At 42.1% G+C, this 17,400-nt stretch carries 13 protein-coding genes, 1 tRNA gene and 1 pseudogene; 10 read left to right on the forward strand and 5 right to left on the reverse strand.

The features are described 5' to 3' along the window. Positions 1-175: 175 nt before the first annotated feature. The 4 genes from AC07NA_RS01800 to AC07NA_RS01815 form a co-directional block, all read right to left on the reverse strand. Positions 176-805: a hypothetical protein gene (locus AC07NA_RS01800; protein ID WP_494895162.1), complete on the reverse strand. Its 630-nt coding sequence runs from the start codon at positions 803-805 to the stop codon at positions 176-178. 135 nt (positions 806-940) lie between these two features. Then, positions 941-1,014: transfer RNA gene (locus AC07NA_RS01805), tRNA-His, on the reverse strand. A gap of 128 nt (positions 1,015-1,142) precedes the next feature. Continuing rightward, positions 1,143-1,778 (reverse strand): SGNH/GDSL hydrolase family protein, encoded by a 636-nt coding sequence (locus AC07NA_RS01810; RefSeq protein WP_494895164.1) that lies wholly within the window; start codon positions 1,776-1,778, stop codon positions 1,143-1,145. Between the two features lie 121 nt (positions 1,779-1,899). Then, positions 1,900-4,302, reverse strand: a complete 2,403-nt coding sequence (locus AC07NA_RS01815; protein ID WP_494895166.1) for a TonB-dependent siderophore receptor — start codon at positions 4,300-4,302, stop codon at positions 1,900-1,902. A gap of 396 nt (positions 4,303-4,698) precedes the next feature. On the opposite strand from AC07NA_RS01815, the gene AC07NA_RS01820 reads away from it, so the two are divergent. The 8 genes from AC07NA_RS01820 to AC07NA_RS01855 all read left to right on the forward strand — a co-directional run bounded on the left by AC07NA_RS01820 (position 4,699) and on the right by AC07NA_RS01855 (position 13,716). Continuing rightward, the gene (locus AC07NA_RS01820; RefSeq protein ID WP_494895168.1) at positions 4,699-5,703 is read left to right on the forward strand and encodes a TPM domain-containing protein; all 1,005 of its coding nucleotides are present in this window, start codon (positions 4,699-4,701) and stop codon (positions 5,701-5,703) included. A 103-nt stretch (positions 5,704-5,806) separates the two neighbouring features. Then, positions 5,807-6,913: a dienelactone hydrolase family protein gene (locus AC07NA_RS01825; RefSeq protein WP_494895170.1), complete on the forward strand. Its 1,107-nt coding sequence runs from the start codon at positions 5,807-5,809 to the stop codon at positions 6,911-6,913. A gap of 167 nt (positions 6,914-7,080) precedes the next feature. Then, on the forward strand, positions 7,081-9,936 hold the full coding sequence (locus tag AC07NA_RS01830) for a M16 family metallopeptidase (protein ID WP_494895172.1): 2,856 nt from the start codon (positions 7,081-7,083) through the stop codon (positions 9,934-9,936). A 196-nt stretch (positions 9,937-10,132) separates the two neighbouring features. Next, complete coding sequence (locus AC07NA_RS01835) at positions 10,133-11,071, forward strand: helix-turn-helix domain-containing protein (RefSeq protein ID WP_494895174.1); 939 nt, start codon at positions 10,133-10,135, stop codon at positions 11,069-11,071. A gap of 88 nt (positions 11,072-11,159) precedes the next feature. After that, positions 11,160-11,900, forward strand: coding sequence for an SDR family oxidoreductase (locus AC07NA_RS01840; protein WP_494895176.1), 741 nt, complete (start codon positions 11,160-11,162; stop codon positions 11,898-11,900). A 47-nt stretch (positions 11,901-11,947) separates the two neighbouring features. Continuing rightward, the gene (locus AC07NA_RS01845; protein ID WP_494895178.1) at positions 11,948-12,433 is read left to right on the forward strand and encodes a DUF1097 domain-containing protein; all 486 of its coding nucleotides are present in this window, start codon (positions 11,948-11,950) and stop codon (positions 12,431-12,433) included. 25 nt (positions 12,434-12,458) lie between these two features. Then, positions 12,459-13,211, forward strand: coding sequence for an SDR family oxidoreductase (locus AC07NA_RS01850; protein WP_494895180.1), 753 nt, complete (start codon positions 12,459-12,461; stop codon positions 13,209-13,211). A 181-nt stretch (positions 13,212-13,392) separates the two neighbouring features. Beyond that, the gene (locus tag AC07NA_RS01855; RefSeq protein ID WP_494895182.1) at positions 13,393-13,716 is read left to right on the forward strand and encodes a hypothetical protein; all 324 of its coding nucleotides are present in this window, start codon (positions 13,393-13,395) and stop codon (positions 13,714-13,716) included. Positions 13,717-13,776: 60 nt separating this feature from the next. Here the strand turns inward: AC07NA_RS01855 and AC07NA_RS01860 are convergent, their stop codons facing one another. Beyond that, positions 13,777-14,301, reverse strand: coding sequence for a DUF6702 family protein (locus AC07NA_RS01860; protein WP_494895184.1), 525 nt, complete (start codon positions 14,299-14,301; stop codon positions 13,777-13,779). 74 nt (positions 14,302-14,375) lie between these two features. Here AC07NA_RS01860 and AC07NA_RS01865 point away from each other — a divergent pair, with 74 nt between their 5' ends. Continuing rightward, entirely contained in the window at positions 14,376-14,966 is a 591-nt protein-coding gene (locus AC07NA_RS01865) for a HupE/UreJ family protein (RefSeq protein ID WP_494895186.1), read from the forward strand. 1,086 nt (positions 14,967-16,052) lie between these two features. Then, positions 16,053-16,700: pseudogene (locus tag AC07NA_RS01870) on the forward strand (M1 family aminopeptidase); the annotation flags it as partial. Positions 16,701-17,400: the final 700 nt, after the last annotated feature.

Genomic DNA, 17,400 nt, shown 5'->3' on the forward strand with positions numbered 1-17,400 from the left:
GTTAACCCGAAGTTTCAGTCTTTGGTCGGTGTTCTTCTATGCTGATACAAAAAACTCTAATCTTGATGAAAAGGCTGCCGGGTCAATAACAAAGTGTAATTTGAATCGTTTTATGGATAAATTGATTTAAATAGGCTGTTTTTTCTAAAAATTATAGCAACAGAACATTATTATGCTATGCCTTTTTTGATTTCAAAACAGCGTCTAATCTATTTTTTTTCGTCCAATCAAAAACAATATCGTTTAAAATTACTTCATGGTTGCTGAGCTTTAAAATATACCACTCAAGATATTCTTTCATTCCTTTTTGATAGAAGTCCAACCAACTTTTATAATTTTCAGGAATGGGTTTTCTTGGCCCGTATAACGGTCTGTTAAGAATTGCAGGCAAATTTAATTCGTATTGATAACAATCAAGGATATAATCAAGACGCTCATTACTTTTTTGCCACCATTCAATTATCAAATTAGTAGTCCAATTTTGATTGCCGTCAAAATAATAAGCGCCAAATGGATCAATTACAGCAGCAGTTAACGTCTCACGTAACTCTCGCCTGTCTAAAGGTTGTTTAAATATTACTTCATGATAGTCTTCGTCTCCTCCTACATTATTCATCGCCTCAACTTGCCCTGTACCACAATTATCAGTGAAAGTTGTATAAATTGGTCCAGGTGTATTAAGCCAGTTGACTTCCTTAAAATCACCATAATTGACAAACTTCAAATGTCCCATCATTTCAGTGAATTCCTGAGCGTCCATTATAGGTCTAAATAAGATTTTTTCTATGTCTTTGTCCGGGGTCATTATCTTAAAATATAATTATCAAATATACATGATTCTCCTGCGCTTGGCTATGATGAGCAATATGCTTTGGGAGTTAATAAGACAAAGGAAAAAACGGCAAGAAAAAAAGCCTCTCATTTTCATGAGAGGCTTTTGGGTAAATGATGGGGCTCGAACCCACGACCCTCGGTACCACAAACCGATGCTCTAACCAACTGAGCTACATCTACCGTTTTGGAGATTGCAAAAATAGAAATCTTGCGGCTATTCACAAAGCTTTTTTTAATATTATGTGCAGTGTGCTTATTATCAGTTAAAAATAATATAATACAGGCATAATAATACGTATTTATACGCCTTACTTAAGCAGAATATCGATGTTCTCATACACCTTTTGTGCCACTAATTGATAGCCCCGGCTGTTCAAATGCAGGTTATCGGCACGTAAACTTGTAGGGGTAATATCATAAGTGGTAATATTATCGTCTTTCATCAGGCTGGTATCGCGGTGGGTTTGCAGGTATGCTTTAATGTCTATAAAGCGGTCGCCATAAGCCGCTGAAAGCTGCCTGTTAATGCGTTGTATAGTTGTATATCTTGCTGTGCCAATGCCTTCTGTTTCGGAGTTGAGGATGCTTAACACCAGGAAGTGCGAACGGCCAAGCGCGTTCACCATTTCGTCAATATCTTTTAATATGGTTACGCTATCGGGCAGGTTGTTTCTTCCCACCCATATTATTGAGGGGTAACGGTAGTATTGCTTATCGGCCAGTAGCTTGTTTTTAATTTGGGTACTGGTATTGCCGGCCGTACCTCTATTTATAACCCTATACCCCGATAAGGTTTCGAGCACGGCAGGGTAACTCGCACCCGTGCTACCCGTGCCGTAAGTAAAGCTATCGCCCCAGGCAATTATGGTGGGTTTATTTATATTTTTTGAGCATCCGCAAATTGCGAGGCATATCCATACCAAAGTAAAACGCGAGGCTTTCATGCCCCTAATTTATTGTATTGTTTTGATATATAGCTATATAAATACAAATCGGATGCGGTTATACCGTTTTGTATCGAAACAGGAAGGGCATCCGTTTTATGGATGCCCTTCCTGTTTTCTTTTATTGAAACTTGAATGCTGCCGTAGCGCTGAATCGCCTTGGCATCATCTGACTTACATAGCTTCCCCAATATTCTTTATTGGTTAGATTATCCATTTTCAGGCTAACGCGATAGGAGGGCTGATCATAGGTGACAGCGGCATTATATACCTTGTAGGCAGGCAAATAAAACTCACCCTGGCTACGCGATTGCATAATGTAGGCCTTGCTGTTGTAGTTACCACCTATACCCAAGCCCAAACCTTTTAATGTTTGTCCGGGTAATTGGTAGCTCAACCAAAGGTTAGCCGCTCTTGCCGGGCCCGACCATTGGCGCAGACCATCAATGTCTTTATTGGTATTAATGGTATAATTATCATTGTAGGCATAACCGGCAATAATGTTAAACCCTTTAAACGGATTAGCGATTACTTCGGCCTCAACGCCTTTGCTTAACTGGCCGCCATCCTGCAATATAAAACCCTGGCGACCCGGCGTAACATCGCCGCGTAACACATCATCTACTTTAATGTGGTAATAGCTTACGGTAGTACTCAGCTTACCATCAAACAGGTCGGTTTTTACACCGGCTTCCCATTGGTTGGCATAGCTCGGTTTAAAATTGACAGGTGTGCCATCGGGCTGTTTGCTTGGCGCGTTATTTTTAAAACCGTTCATGTAATTACCGAATACGGAAACCTGCTGAGGTATTACCTGGTAAACCAAACCCAATTTTGGCGAAAGTGCGGTTTGCTTAAATTGACCGGTGGTGGTATCACGGTTAATGCTGTAATCGCCATTATTCACAAAACGATCTACACGTAAGCTGGCCATTACAAGCAACTCACCGGTAAGGTTGAGCACATCAGATACATAGCCGCTGTAAACACGCTGATCTATAAAATCTTTAGTGTACGTTTTGGCAGCGAAGACCTGCTCAACAGAATAACGGGTAAGCTTGTTGTATTGAGGATCATTACCCGGAATACGCACTTTATCGAAACCGTATTGCTGTACGAAAGAACTGTTAAGCGTATTCACATAATAATCCAACCCGATCACCATTCTGTTGCGGAGCTTGCCTATATGGAAATCGCCGTTAAAGTTTTGCTGTATCTCGGTGTATTTATAGTCGGCATGTTCGTATCCCGGCATACGTAATACTGCTGTGTCGCCCTGTATAAAGTTGATCATGAACAAGCCTTCGATAGGCGCGTTGGTACGTGAAAATACCGTTTGCGATTTCCATTGATCAGATATTTTATAGTTAACCTCGCCGAAAGCGCTTACCGAGTTTTGAGTTTCGTAAATTTCGTTATTGTTGTACGAACGTTTCCAGTTTACATTAAGCAAAGCCGGATTTGTTTTAGTAAACGATGCCTGGGGGATAAGGCGTACATAATCGTTCGCCTTTTGGTTATAGATCTCCACATCGGCAAATAACGATAAGCGGTCGTTTACCTTGTAGCTTAACGATGGCGCTACCATTAGCCTTTTGCTGAAGCCTGCATCCATGAAGCTACCCTCATCGGTATAAGCCACATTGGTACGCAGCAACAGACCTTTACTTTTATTTAAAGGAGTATTAAAATCGGCTGTAACACGGCTTAAACCAAAACCACCGGCGGTATAACTTACTTCACCATTAAAAGTATTAAATGGTCTTTTTGTAACCCGGTTTATTAAACCGCCGAAAGAAGTAAGGCTATTACCAAACAGTGTGGCAGATGGGCCTTTCAACACCTCTATACGTTCAATATTGGCTACTTCAATGCTGTTGGCTTTACCATCTTGTAAACCATTACGTAAAAAACTTTTAGTGGTAAAGCCACGCAGGTTAAATGAGTTGGCGCCGTTTATGGCAGCCTGGCTTACACCGGTAACGTTTTTAAGCACATCATTGTAGCTCAGTATCACCTGGTCTTGCAGAAGTTCCTTAGGTACAATATTGTACACCTGAAGGTTTTCCAGGTTTTTAAGCGGCATTCTCGCTACCGATTCGGTTTCCTTTTTCGCGAATTTATTATAACCAGATGTTACCGTAACTTCACTGAGCGATTGGCTGTCTTCGGCTAAAACAAAATCAATTACCAAAGTTTCGCCTGAGTTAACAGTAACCTGCTTTTCTTGTGTGCCGAGGCCAATCAGTTTAGCTGTTAAGGTATAAGTGCCAGGAGTAATACGGGTGAGTATGTAGCTGCCTTCGTCATTGGTACTTGTGGCATGTTGCTTATCGCCGTTTAAGGTAATGTTTACAGATGCCGCTATTTCGTTGTTGGCAGTTGTAACGCGGCCTTTAATTGTTCCGTTCTTTTGCGCGTATGCGGTATTGAGCGCGAACATAGTGAAGATAAAGCAAGTTAACTTTAGCAGGTGGTGGCTGCCAATAGTTTTTTTAAGTGAATTAGTAAAGTTTTTGATCATAAATTGGGTCAATAGTTAATAATAAAAAAGGGTCGTGTAGTGCTATTTACGAGGTGGAGGTAGGTAGACCAATTAAACTAAAACTTACTTGAAAAAGATGTAGTAAAAGATCCGTGTAACGGAATTTTACCTATTGGCAAGGGCCAAACGCTGCCATGCGCATAAATGTTTAGCTGTATAAATACAGCCAAACAAGGGCAGTGGGGATCTCTCATTAAATGTGGTAATAAATTTGTTACAAAGAAAAGCCATAACTGCAATATATCCAAATAAATAAGTGTATAAAAAACGATTTATATAAAGTGTTTGTGGCCTTACATCGTTTTAAAAGCAATTTTTGTAAAAAACAGTATATTAGTTGCCTAATGGATACATGCAATAACTAAACCTTATAACATGAATAAAATTTTAACTCTTTTAATATTACTCTTTTCATTTGACAGCTTTGCCCAAATCCCGGAGCCCCGGAAAGATACGTATGTGAATGATTTTGTTGGTGTGCTAACATCCTCGGAGATAGAAAATCTGAACAAGAGCATAAATGCTATAGAAAACCAAACAGGAGTGCAATTTGCAATTGTATTGATTGATAAGTTACCACCTGAATACGAAATAGAGGATTATGCATTACTTATTGGTCGTAAATGGCATATTGGTAAAAATAAAAACGGGTTGGTTTACGTAGCGGCGATAAGTCAGCGTAAGCAACGGCTTGAAGTGGCACGTAATCTTGAAGATGTACTTACAGAGGATAAGTGCCTTGAAATAATGAATGCCATTAAGCCTCATTTTAAAAAGGCCGATTACAATGCAGGTTTAGCCGCAATGATTGAACAAGTACAATCACAGCTAAATGTAACACCCCAAAGAGTAGCATCAGCTACTTCTGCTGATGTAAAAGCAGATACAAAAGGAGAGCAAGCAGCATCTGAAAGTAAAACTGAACCCCTTTCCGGCTTTGAGACATTTCTGGCGTTCCTGATTTTTTTAGGTATACCCGTATTTGCAGTGATATACCTGATCTATCGGATTAATAAAAGCAATCGAGACAAGGAAGAGTATCATCGCCGGTATTTATCAAATTTTTCACCGGGTGAATCATCCGGCCGGTATTACGGCGGATCGTATGGAGGTAGCAGAAGTTCCTCCGGCGTTGGAACCTTTTTAGGTGGTGCAGCGGCCGGTTACATGGCCAAAAGTCTTATGGATAAGCATAACGAGGAGGAAGAGGAAAAAAAACGCAGGGATAGGGAGGAGCAAGAAGAGGATCGCCGCCGCCGCAGAGATGAGGAGAATGATAATCAAAACAGGTATGGAAACTGGGGTTCAGGCGATAGTAGTGGTAGTAGTTCATCTTCTAACAGCGGCTTTTCGGGCAGTGGCGCTACTTCCGATTGGTAATTTATTAAAAATAAATCCTCGTAATAATTATAAAAATCATTTTACTGTTACTAAAGTTTAATCTGTGAGATTTCTGTTTTCGATTTGTTTACTATGTTGCTGTGTGGTATCAGCTGCTTCCGCTCAAAAAAGGCTCAATAAAAAGCAGGCCGAACTGATAACTGCAAAAGTACTCGATTCAGCTCAAAGGGCTTATCAACAGCAGGCCTGGAAAAACTGGAACAGCAAGCAGATAAAAAAAGGCGACCTGGTAATGAAATTCGAATACGTTACACGAGGGGCAATTCCTAAAAATGGGCATAGTTTATACATATCTCTGCATGGCGGTGGCGGCACAGCTCCGGAGGTTAACGATCAGCAATGGAAAAATCAAATAACACTTTATGCTCCGCCCGAGGGCATTTACCTGGCACCCCGAGCGCCAACTAATAACTGGAACCTTTGGCATGAAGATCATATAGATGACATGATTGATGAGCTTATCAAATCGGCCATTGTAACGGCCAACATTGACCCCGATAAGGTGTACCTGATGGGTTATTCGGCCGGTGGCGATGGTACCTACCAGCTGGCGCCACGTATGGCTTACCGTTTTGCGGCGGCGGCAATGATGGCCGGGCACCCCGGCGATATGCGACTGGAGAATTTGCGCAACCTGCCATTTTCTATTTACATGGGAGGGAAGGATGCCGCCTATAGTCGTAACAAACTGGCTAAAATATATGGTGATAAGCTGGACAGTCTGCAAAAGTTAGACCCGGCAGGTTATCAGCACGAAACACACATCTATCCCGAAAATCCGCACTGGATGGAGCATAAAGATACCGTAGCTGTAAAATGGATAGCAGCCTTAACCCGTAACCCGCTGCCCAATAAAGTGGTATGGATACAGGATGACCGCCACCATACCGGTTTTTACTGGCTCGGCGTGCCCCAAGGTGTAAAAACCGGAGCGGAAGTAAGAGCATCCATAAAAGACAATACGATCAGCATTGAAAAGAACGACAATAGCGAGCTTTATATTTACCTGAACGATAGATTACTGAACCTTAATAAAGCGGTTACAATAATTGTAAAAGGCAAAGCCGTATTTAAGGGAAAAATAAATCGCAGTGCAGCAGTGATCACCGAAACAGCGTCACGGTATCTTGATGCCGGGCTAACCTTTTCTGCCAAAATAATTATTAAAGAGGGTAAGGTTATTAATTGATAGCATGACTGATTTGTACAATCGTCACAAATACTTTACAATAAAATTTACAGCGGGCAAGGCTTTGTTTTGATAAGCATCAGCATAAAATTACTATTATTATACCTTCTTTAATTTCTTATTAAATATGAGGAATGAAAAGAAGACTGACTTAATTATAAAAGCAAATGATCAAACCCCTCAAGACCGTCTTGCTGGTGCAATCGGCATTATGCCTGGTTCTCAGTGCATCTGCGCAACAAACGCAACCCAAACTTATTGAAAAAGTTACCCGCAAGGGCACCGAATTAGTTATCCCTTACGAAAAGTATGTATTGCCAAACGGCCTTACCGTAATATTGGCCGAAGACCATTCTGATCCATTGGTGCATGTTGATGTTACTTACCACGTTGGTTCGGCCCGCGAGGAGATAGGTAAATCGGGCTTCGCGCACTTTTTTGAGCACATGATGTTCCAGGGATCAGACCATGTAGCTAATGGCGACCACTTTAAAATAATAACCGAAGCAGGCGGTACCCTTAATGGTTCAACCAATCGCGACCGCACCAACTACTACGAAACTGTACCGGCAAATCAACTGGAAAAAATGCTTTGGTTGGAATCAGACCGTATGGGCTTTTTACTGGATGCCGTAACGCAGCAAAAATTTGAGGTACAACGTGCTACTGTAAAAAATGAGCGCGGTCAAAACTATGATAACCGTCCTTATGGTTTGGCCGGAGAATATACTTCTAAAAACCTTTATCCGTACGGTCACCCATACTCATGGTTAACTATCGGTTATATTGAGGAACTGAATAAAGTAGGTGTTAACGATTTGAAGAACTTCTTCCTGCGCTGGTATGGCCCTAACAATGCTACTATTACCATAGGCGGCGATCTTAACCCTAAACAAACACTGGCATGGGTTAGCAAATACTTCGGTAGCATACCAAAAGGCCCGGCTGTAACTAACGTATTGCTACCTGCACCGGTATTAACCGCCGATAGGTATGTATCCTACACCGATAATTACGCTAAGCTGGCATTGCTTTCAATCAGTTACCCGGGTGTTAAAATGTACGCTAAAGATCTGCCTGCGCTTGATGTATTGTCGGCAATTATTGGTCAGGGTAAAAACTCTATTTTCTATCAAAACTTTGTAAAAAGCCGTAAAGCAGTTCAGGCTTCTATGAATTCGTCGAATACTGAGCTGGCAGGGGAGATTTCTATCCGTGTGGTACCATTCCAGGGGCAAACGCTGGCTGATATGAAGAAACTGGTTGACGAATCATTGGCCGAGTTTGAAAAGAAAGGCCCGACTGATGAAGACCTGATCCGCTATAAAGCAAGTGCCGAATCAAACTATATTAACAGCTTATCAAGCGTAAGCGGTAAGGTATCTGAACTGGCGGCCGCACAAACCTTCACAGGTAACCCTAATCAAATCGGTCGCGAACTGAACGATATACGTTCGGTAACCAAGGCTGATGTAATGCGTGTTTACAATCAATACATTAAAGGTAAACCTGCGGTAATACTTAGCGTATTACCAAAAGAAGGTGGTTTACAACCTGTAGCGCCTGATAACTATACCATTAATACCAGCGGCTACAAAGCACCTGATTATGGTTATACAGGATTAACTTACAAGAAGCCGACCGATAACTTCGATCGTGCTGCTAAACCGGGTGTTGGGCCAAACCCATCTATCAAGGTGCCTGCTATCTGGAGCACTACTACGCCAAACGGCATCCAGATCATCGGTACAGAGAATAAGGAGATTCCTTCGGTATCTATGTCTATCTCTATTAAAGGTGGTGGCTTATTCGCTATTGCTAATCCGGCTAAAGCGGGATTGGCAGGCGTGGTTGCCCGTATGATGAATGAGGATACAAAAAACTATACTTCAGAGCAGTTTAATGCCGAACTGGAGAAAATAGGCAGCGATATCGGCATTTATGCCGGCAGCGAAAATATTGGTATTGAGGTATCATCGCTAAGCAAAAACGTAGCTAAAACAATGGCCTTATTGCAGGAGCGTTTATACAACCCGAAATTTACGCAGGATGCGCTCGACCGTATTAAAAAGCAAATAATGGAAGGCTTTAAACAAGCCAAAACCCAACCCGCGGGTGTAGCCAGCAGCGTATACAGCAAAATATTGTACGGAACAGACAACGTGCGTACGTATTCAACAGGTGGTAACGAGCAAACCATACCGGGTATTACTTTGCAGGATGTGCAGGATTTCTATAATGCCAACTTCTCGCCATCACTTACCCGCATAGTGGTAGTGGGTGATATCAGCGAAGCGGCTGTAAAAACCAATCTGGCTTTCCTTAATACCTGGGCCGATAAAAAGGTTACTGTACCTACGCCTGCCGGTGGTAAATCTTTCGACAAAACAAGTTTATATATTGTTGATGTACCGGGCGCGGCGCAATCAGAGATCCGCATAGGTTACTTAGATAACCTGAACTATGATGCAACCGGCGATTTCTATAAATTAGGTATTGTTAACTACATTTTAGGTGGTGCTTTCAACAGTCACATCAACATGAACCTGCGCGAAAATAAGGGCTGGACCTACGGTGCACGTTCCGGTTTTTCATCAGGTAAGTTTGGTGGCGACTTTACGGCCAGCGCCGGTGTTAAAGCCGCTGCTACTGATAGTTCTGTAATTGAATTTATCAAGGAGATTAAAAACTACAGACAAAGCGGTATCACCGCTGATGAATTAAAGTTTACCCAAACCTCAATTGGTCAGAGTGATGCGCGCAGATACGAAACCAACCAGCAAAAGGCCGCGTTTTTATCGCGCTTGCAGGAGTACGATCTTAAGCCATCTTACGTAACGGAGCAAAACAATATCCTTACATCAATCACTACAGATCAAATTAATCAGCTGGCTCAAAAATACCTGAACACTGATAACATGATCATTTTAGTAGTAGGTGATAAAGCAAAGATCCTTCCGGGATTAGAAAAATTAGGTTACCCTGTTACCGAGCTTGATAGCGATGGTAAAGTAAAACAATAAGTAGAAATACAATTTTCTCACGAAGCCCTGCATTACCACAATGCAGGGCTTTTTTATGGGGTGTAAGCTGTTTGTTGTGAATACGCTATCATATAGGTAGCAATATGATTTGTGGTACTTTTTGAGTCGCTGTGTTTACGACGGTATTTGCATTCAAAATTTTGTTGGTATTTTGCACAGCCGATACGCCATCATCATGAAAACAACTGAAAAGATACTGATCTTTAACCGGGTGCAGGATTTATATAAGCACCTTGGTTTACCTGTTAGCAGGCTTGATGATAACAGTGGCTTTGATGTACATAATCTGCACGATATTCATGCGGAACTGCCTTATGTTTCGCCTGTATTCAGGGCTAATTTCTTTTCGTTTGTGTTTGTGAAAAACTCACACGGCAGATACACTACCGATGATAAGGTTTTCCCGACCGAGCCGGGCACCATTTACTTTACAAATCCGGGGCATTATAAATCCTTCGAGTGGCAGCAACTACATGATGTATATATGATCACCATGAGCGAATCTTTTTTAAAAGAGAACGTACATGCCGATATTTTTGATGAGTTCCCTTTCCTGCTGGCCGAAACCGTACCACCCCGTACCCTTAATGAAAGCTTGTTTGCCGAATTTGAACACCTATATACGCAAATAACAAAAGAATACAATTCGCACTCGCCCTATCGCAATCGCATGATCGGCAATCTGTTTGTAGTAATGCTGCTCAAAATAAAGGAATATTTCTGGAAAGATTATAATCCTATATATGAAGGTAACCGTAGTTCGGTAATTGTAAAGGATTTTAAGCGCCTGCTCGAAAAACACTACCGCGATCTGAGTGCCGGTACAGTGAACAATGTATATCGTGTGCAGGAATATGCCGATGCACAAAGCCTTCATCCCAACTATCTCAGCAGCGTAATCAAAACTAAAACAGGAAAAGCCATTGGTACCTGGATAGCCGAAAAAACAATTGCCGAAGCTAAATCGCTGTTGCAAAACTCATCGGTATCCATCAAAGAAATTGCCTATAAACTGGGCTTTGCCGAATCGGCACATTTCAGTAATTATTTCAAAAAGCATACGGATGTATCTCCGGTGCTTTTCCGCAAGCAGCACAGTATTGCCGCATCTTAGAAATTCGCATGTAATGCTTTAGTATCTGTACTTTTCGGGGTATGATAAACTTCACCTTTGTTATGTCATTTTAAAAACAAACAAAGTCATGAATACATTATCAGAAAAAGTAATTTTAGTAACCGGTGCTTCAAGAGGCATCGGTGCGGCTATTGCCCACAAACTTGCCCAAGCAGGCGCAAAGGTTATTGTAAACTACGCCGGTGGTACCGAAGCAGCCGAACAAACCGTAAAGAGTATAATTGCCAATGGCGGCGATGCCATTGCCATACAGGCCGATGTAAGTAAAACAGTTGATGTAAAGAACCTGTTTGATGCTGCCATTGCCCATTATGGCCGTGTGGATGTGCTGGTTAACAATGCCGGTATAATGATAACCAAACTGCTTAAGGATACCACCGACGAAGATTACAACCGCCAGTTTGATATCAATGTAAAAGGTACTTTCAATACCATGCGCGAAGCTGCCACCCGCCTGACCGATAACGGCAGTGTGATCAACTTTTCATCAACTACCACCCGCTTAATGATGCCTACCTACAGTACCTATGTAGCCACAAAAGGCGCTGTAGAACAGTTAACACGTGTGTTTGCTAAGGAGGTTGGTGCAAGGGGCATTAATGTGAACTCTGTATCTCCGGGGCCAACCAATACCGAATTGTTCACCAAAGGCAAACCCCAGGAAGTAATTGATCGCCTGGCATCATTAACCGCATTTAACCGTATTAGCGAACCCGATGATATAGCCAAAATAGTGGTATTCCTGGCCGGCGATGATGCCAAATGGATCTCGGCCCAAAACATAGGTGCTAACGGTGCTATGGCATAAATTATTTTTCGGTAAAAAGCTATCAACAATTATTAAAAGAACACTTTATGAAAACACTACCAATTGCAATAGCCTTTGGCTTATTTGGAGCCATAGCTGTAACCGTATCATTTTCGCTGCAATGGCCCACATGGGTAATGTTTATAGCCTGGGTAAGTTTTTACATTTTCGGAAAAACTTGGAAAACATCAATCAGCTCATTTCTGCAAATAGTATCAGGAATGGCGATGGGAGTGATGATTCAGCTAACCGCGGCACTACTCACCAGGCTGATCGGCGCTTTAGGCTTTCCACTGTCCGTATTTTTCTTCATTGGCTCACTGGCTTTTTTAGCGAGAATAAAAGGCTTGAATAATATACCTGCATGGTTTCTTGGGCTGATCATTCTTTTTGGTGTGCATCCCGAATTAAAACCAACGCCCGTGCTTGAATTGCTGTATCCTATAACAGCTGGGTTTGTTTTTGCCTGGCTTAATAACCTGGCTGTCGAAAAACTGCATGCTTTACAGGGGCAGCCTCAACTCAAACAATAATTATCAACTCATCAGTAAAATAAAAATGAACTCATTAAAAGATAAAGTAGCCGTTATTACTGGCTCGGCAAGGGGCTTAGGTAAAGCCATTGCAGAACGTTACGCAGCATTAGGTGCCGACATTGTGATCAATTATTCGCGCGATAAAACATCGGCAGATGAAGTGGTAAGCAATATTACCGCCATGGGTGTACGGGTGATTGCCATACAGGCCGATGTAAGTAAGGTAGCAGAGCTGGAAAAACTATTTACAGAAGCTAAAAAAGTATTTGGTAAGATAGATATTGTAGTAGCCAATGCCGGTATTGAACTGGTAGAAACCCCGGTGGTTGATTTTACAGAAGAGCAGTTTGATCGGGTATTTTCAATAAATACAAAAGGTACTTATTTTACCATGCAGCAAGCCGCCAAACACATAGAAGATAACGGTCGTATTATATATATCGCCTCCAGCACTACTTCATACCCGGTACCCGGCATGGCTGTGTATGGTGGCAGTAAAACTACGCCAAGGTATTTAGTTGATATACTTTCTAAAGAAATTGGACACCGTGGAGTAACGGTAAACTCTATCATTCCTTTCGCGGTGGACCATTCGGGTATATTTGCCGAGGCCGGTAGTTATCCAGATTTGCGCAAACAATTGCTGGACAGCTGTCCCATGAATCGCTTGGCCGAAGTAGAAGACGTAGCCAATGTAGCCGAGTTTTTCGCCAGCGATCTGTCTTCCTTTGTTTCCGGTCAGCACTTGTTAGTTAACGGTGGTGCAACAAATTAGTCGCTTTGTATTAAATATTAAAGCCATAGCGATTACAAAATTTGCTATGGCTTTATGCTGATTTATCTACTATATTCTATTATTCAACAAAATGAAAACAAGTCTCAATTATATAATCTGTTTTATGTTACTTGCAGCTACGGCTTGTGCTCAAAATAAAAGCAAACTCAAAACAAAACTGATGTATACCGAAAAACTGACCAACCCAGTAGTTAAGCAGGCTATAAACGCTTTACAAACTGCTAACAAAACCGTGTGGTTCTCGCTTTTTACTACCGATGCCGAGCTGTATGACGATGGCAAGCTGATCAGTTTCAGATACTTTAGCGACTCAGCACTTGGGCACGAACATTTTAACAGTATTGATAGGGTAGAGAATGATGGTTTAAGTGTATACGGCAAATTTCACAGCGACCAATGGGGCGATTTTAAAACCTATTTCAAATTCCATATTAATACTGATGGAAAGATCAATCGCCTGGATATTGGGCAAGCGAGCTATTAAGTCTGTATAGCCTTTCCTCCAAAATACAGCTGTTTCAAATCTTGATGAACGAGGTTTAGCTTAAAACGTTTGACTTACCTTACGGTTAGGATAGTCTAACTTAGTGCTTTTGCGTGCGCCGTTCACGGTGATGTGTACAATGTTCATCTGGTCGTCGTACAAATTATGCAGCAGGCTTACATCGGCATCCACTTTTTTAATGGCTGTTGTCTTGTCCGATTCAAGATAGATGTTTACCGCTTCATTCGCCTTTTCAAAACCGATGTAGGTTAACTTAAGCGGCGTAGCCGATGTTTTTAGTTGCAGATGATCAGCTACATATTTTTTTACCAACTCATCCATGGCGACGTGCATGCTTTCTTTCGAAAGATCGGTTTTGGTATGGTATTGCTTAGCGAGCGCGGCCTCAAAATCATCGGTAAAAATGGTACATATCACTTCAAACTTACCATCGTCTTTATTGTAGCTAATGTCGGTAGTGCTTACATGCAACGGGTGAAAATTTGCTTTTGAGGGAGCTTTAAAAGCGGTGATGCCTAAAAATATGTAACAATATAATAGGGATTTTGAAAAAAAACTGACCATATATACCCTTTGGGTTCTCTTTATTATTAAAAACGGGTTAAATTTAGCCTTTATTATACAACTGACGCAACGGGGTGGGTTTTTCTTTAGATAATATTAGTTTTTACTTTAAGCTCGGCTGGGAACACATCATCAGCGCCGACGCGCTCGACCACCAGTTGTTCATTTTAGCGCTTGTTGCCGTTTACAGTTTCTCAAATATTAAACAAGTACTTATATTAGTCACAGCATTTACCATTGGGCATTCGCTAACGCTGGTGTTAAGTGTGTTGGATATTATTCGCTTCAGCAGCAAATGGGTTGAATTTTTAATACCCTGTACCATCTTTATCACCGCGTTAAATAACCTGTTCAGTGTAAATGCCAAGCAAGGCAGTCAAAAAACCAATTACTTTTTGGCACTTGGTTTCGGGCTGATCCATGGTATGGGCTTTGCCAATGCCGTACGTATCATGCTGGCAAAAGATCAATCTCTCGGCTGGAGCCTTTTTGGTTTTAACGTTGGGTTAGAGGCCGGGCAGATATTTGTGGTGATTATTATATTACTGGTAGCTATGATAGCTACTAAAATGTTTAATGTAAAACGCCGCGATTGGATATTCTTCGTTTCGGCAGGTGTGTTTGCATTAACGCTGAAAATGGCGCTCGAAAGATTGCCTTTTTAATTAGAATGAATTTTTTTTCCTACTGATCTCATATATTAACAAATGAAAAAACTATTTACCACAGTATTAGTCATTTCGTCATTAGTCAAACTTGGCCATGCGCAGGATATTCATAACAATCCGGGCAGCAACCATGGTAACAAATTTGAGCAATTGGGCACTATTTTAACCACCCCCAACGAGCAGCGTACTGCAAGTGGTGCCCCCGGTGTTAAATATTGGCAGCAACGTGCCGATTACAACATCAAATGCGAACTCGACGAAAAAACGCAAACCTTAACCGGCAGCGAAACCATTACCTATTTTAACAACTCGCCCGATCCGTTGAGCTATATCTGGCTGCAACTGGACGAGAACGAGCACAACAACCTTAAAACGTCAAACTACCAGTCGAGCTCAACCATGCCGAGGGCTGCTACCCTGCAAACGGTAGACCGCAGCGAAAAATCGGACAAGGATAATGGTTACGGTTTCAATATTTTGAAACTGACGGATGTAACAGGCAAAACTATTCCGTACACCATTAACAAAACCATGATGCGTATTGATTTGCCGGTGGCCTTAAAACCCGGGCAACAATACATTTTCAACGTAAACTGGAATTATAAAATATCCGACAGAATGGTTTATGGCGGTCGTGGTGGTTACGAATATTTCCCCGAGGATAAGAACTACCTGTTCACCATGACGCAGTGGTACCCACGCCTGTGTGTATACAGCGATTTCCAGGGCTGGCAAAATCACCAGTTTACCGGTCGCGGCGAATTCGCGCTTACCTTCGGTAATTTCAAAGTACAAATGACCGTACCTGCCGATCATATTATAGGCGCAACCGGCGAGTGTATTAATTACAGCGGCGTGTTAACCCCAACACAATTTGCCCGCTACCAAAAAGCAAAAACAGCAAAGGCCCCCGTTGAAATTGTAACCCTGGCCGAAGCTAAAAAGGCAGAAACTACTCCATCAGCAGCTAAAAAAACATGGGTTTTCCAGGCTAATAACGTACGCGATTTCGCTTGGGGATCGTCACGTAAGTTTGTTTGGGATGGCATGGGCCAGAATATTGAAGGCAAAACCGTAATGTGCATGAGCTATTACGGTAAAGAAGCATATAACCTGTACAGCAAGTTTTCTACACGGGCGGTAGCGCATACCATCAAAACTTATTCTGATTTCACTATCCCATATCCGTACCCTGTAGCGCAAAGCGTTGAGGCGGCTAACGGTATGGAGTACCCGATGATCTGCTTTAACTATGGCCGTACCGAAAAAGATGGCACTTACAGCGAAAGTACTAAAAACGGTATGCTGGGTGTGGTGATCCACGAGGTTGGCCACAACTTTTTCCCGATGATCGTTAACAGCGATGAGCGCCAGTGGACATGGATGGACGAAGGTTTGAACTCATTTGTTGAGTACCTTACCGAAGAGCTTTGGGATAACAAATTCCCGGTTAAAAAAGGCGCGGCATATACCATTGTTGATTACATGAAACTGCCTAAAGATGAGCTGGAACCTATCATGACCAACTCTGAAAATATTGTGCGCTTTGGCCCTAATGCTTACTCAAAACCGGCAACAGGCCTGAACATACTACGCGAAACCATTATGGGGCGTGAATTATTCGATTTCGCTTTCAAACAATACGCTAAACGCTGGGCCTTTAAACACCCAACACCTGCCGATTTATTCCGTACAATGGAAGATGCCAGCGGCGAAGACCTCGACTGGTTTTGGAGAGGCTGGTTCTACGGAACTGATCCGGTTGATATTTCACTGGATTCGGTTAAGGTAGCTAAGGCCGATTTGAGCGCTACCAAATTACCTGGTAACGGTGGTGTAAATGGCGGCGGTGCAAGCAAAGTGGCCCCGCCTGCGGTAAACAGTTTTGAAGACCTTTCAAAGGTATTGAACCGCGAGGATAAAAAGATCAAGTTTTACACTGACAGGGATACTGCCGCACGCGATTTCTACTGGAAATATGATCGTGGATTGGCAGCTGTAGATACCGTTAAATACGCCTCAATTGTAAAAGCAAAAGGCGCACAACCGGCCACAGAACTGGAAACGCCAACCGACGCTGAAAAACAAAAGTACGGCGAAAAATATTTTTACGAGCTTTCGTTCAGCAATAAAGGCGGTATGGTGATGCCTATCATTGTAGAGTTTACCTTTAAAGATGGTACCAAGCAACTTGACCGTATCCCGGCTCAAATTTGGCGCCTGAACGAAAAGAAAGCTTCAAAATTCTACGTACAGGATAAAGAAGTTGCCTCTATCAAGTTAGACCCAATGCGCGAAACCGCCGATATCGACGAAACCAACAACGTTTGGGGTAAAGCAGTTGAGCCATCAAAATTCCAGCTGTTTAAACTTAAAGCAGGCGGCCCGGTTCGCGGACAATCAGTAGGAGTAAACCCAATGCAGGTTTCTG

The organism is Mucilaginibacter sp. GW821-FHT07G05 (assembly GCF_059418565.1).

Excerpts from the sequence above, each read along its gene's own strand:
- AC07NA_RS01855 (WP_494895182.1), top strand. The coding sequence starts at position 13,393 with ATGTATACCGAAAAACTGACCAACCCAGTAGTTAAGCAGGCTATAAAC.
- AC07NA_RS01820 (WP_494895168.1), top strand. The coding sequence starts at position 4,699 with ATGAATAAAATTTTAACTCTTTTAATATTACTCTTTTCATTTGACAGC.
- AC07NA_RS01810 (WP_494895164.1), bottom strand. The coding sequence starts at position 1,778 with ATGAAAGCCTCGCGTTTTACTTTGGTATGGATATGCCTCGCAATTTGC.
- AC07NA_RS01835 (WP_494895174.1), top strand. The coding sequence starts at position 10,133 with ATGAAAACAACTGAAAAGATACTGATCTTTAACCGGGTGCAGGATTTA.
- AC07NA_RS01845 (WP_494895178.1), top strand. The coding sequence starts at position 11,948 with ATGAAAACACTACCAATTGCAATAGCCTTTGGCTTATTTGGAGCCATA.
- AC07NA_RS01850 (WP_494895180.1), top strand. The coding sequence starts at position 12,459 with ATGAACTCATTAAAAGATAAAGTAGCCGTTATTACTGGCTCGGCAAGG.
- AC07NA_RS01830 (WP_494895172.1), top strand. The coding sequence starts at position 7,081 with ATGATCAAACCCCTCAAGACCGTCTTGCTGGTGCAATCGGCATTATGC.
- AC07NA_RS01800 (WP_494895162.1), bottom strand. The coding sequence starts at position 805 with ATGACCCCGGACAAAGACATAGAAAAAATCTTATTTAGACCTATAATG.
- AC07NA_RS01815 (WP_494895166.1), bottom strand. The coding sequence starts at position 4,302 with ATGATCAAAAACTTTACTAATTCACTTAAAAAAACTATTGGCAGCCAC.
- AC07NA_RS01860 (WP_494895184.1), bottom strand. The coding sequence starts at position 14,301 with ATGGTCAGTTTTTTTTCAAAATCCCTATTATATTGTTACATATTTTTA.
- AC07NA_RS01840 (WP_494895176.1), top strand. The coding sequence starts at position 11,160 with ATGAATACATTATCAGAAAAAGTAATTTTAGTAACCGGTGCTTCAAGA.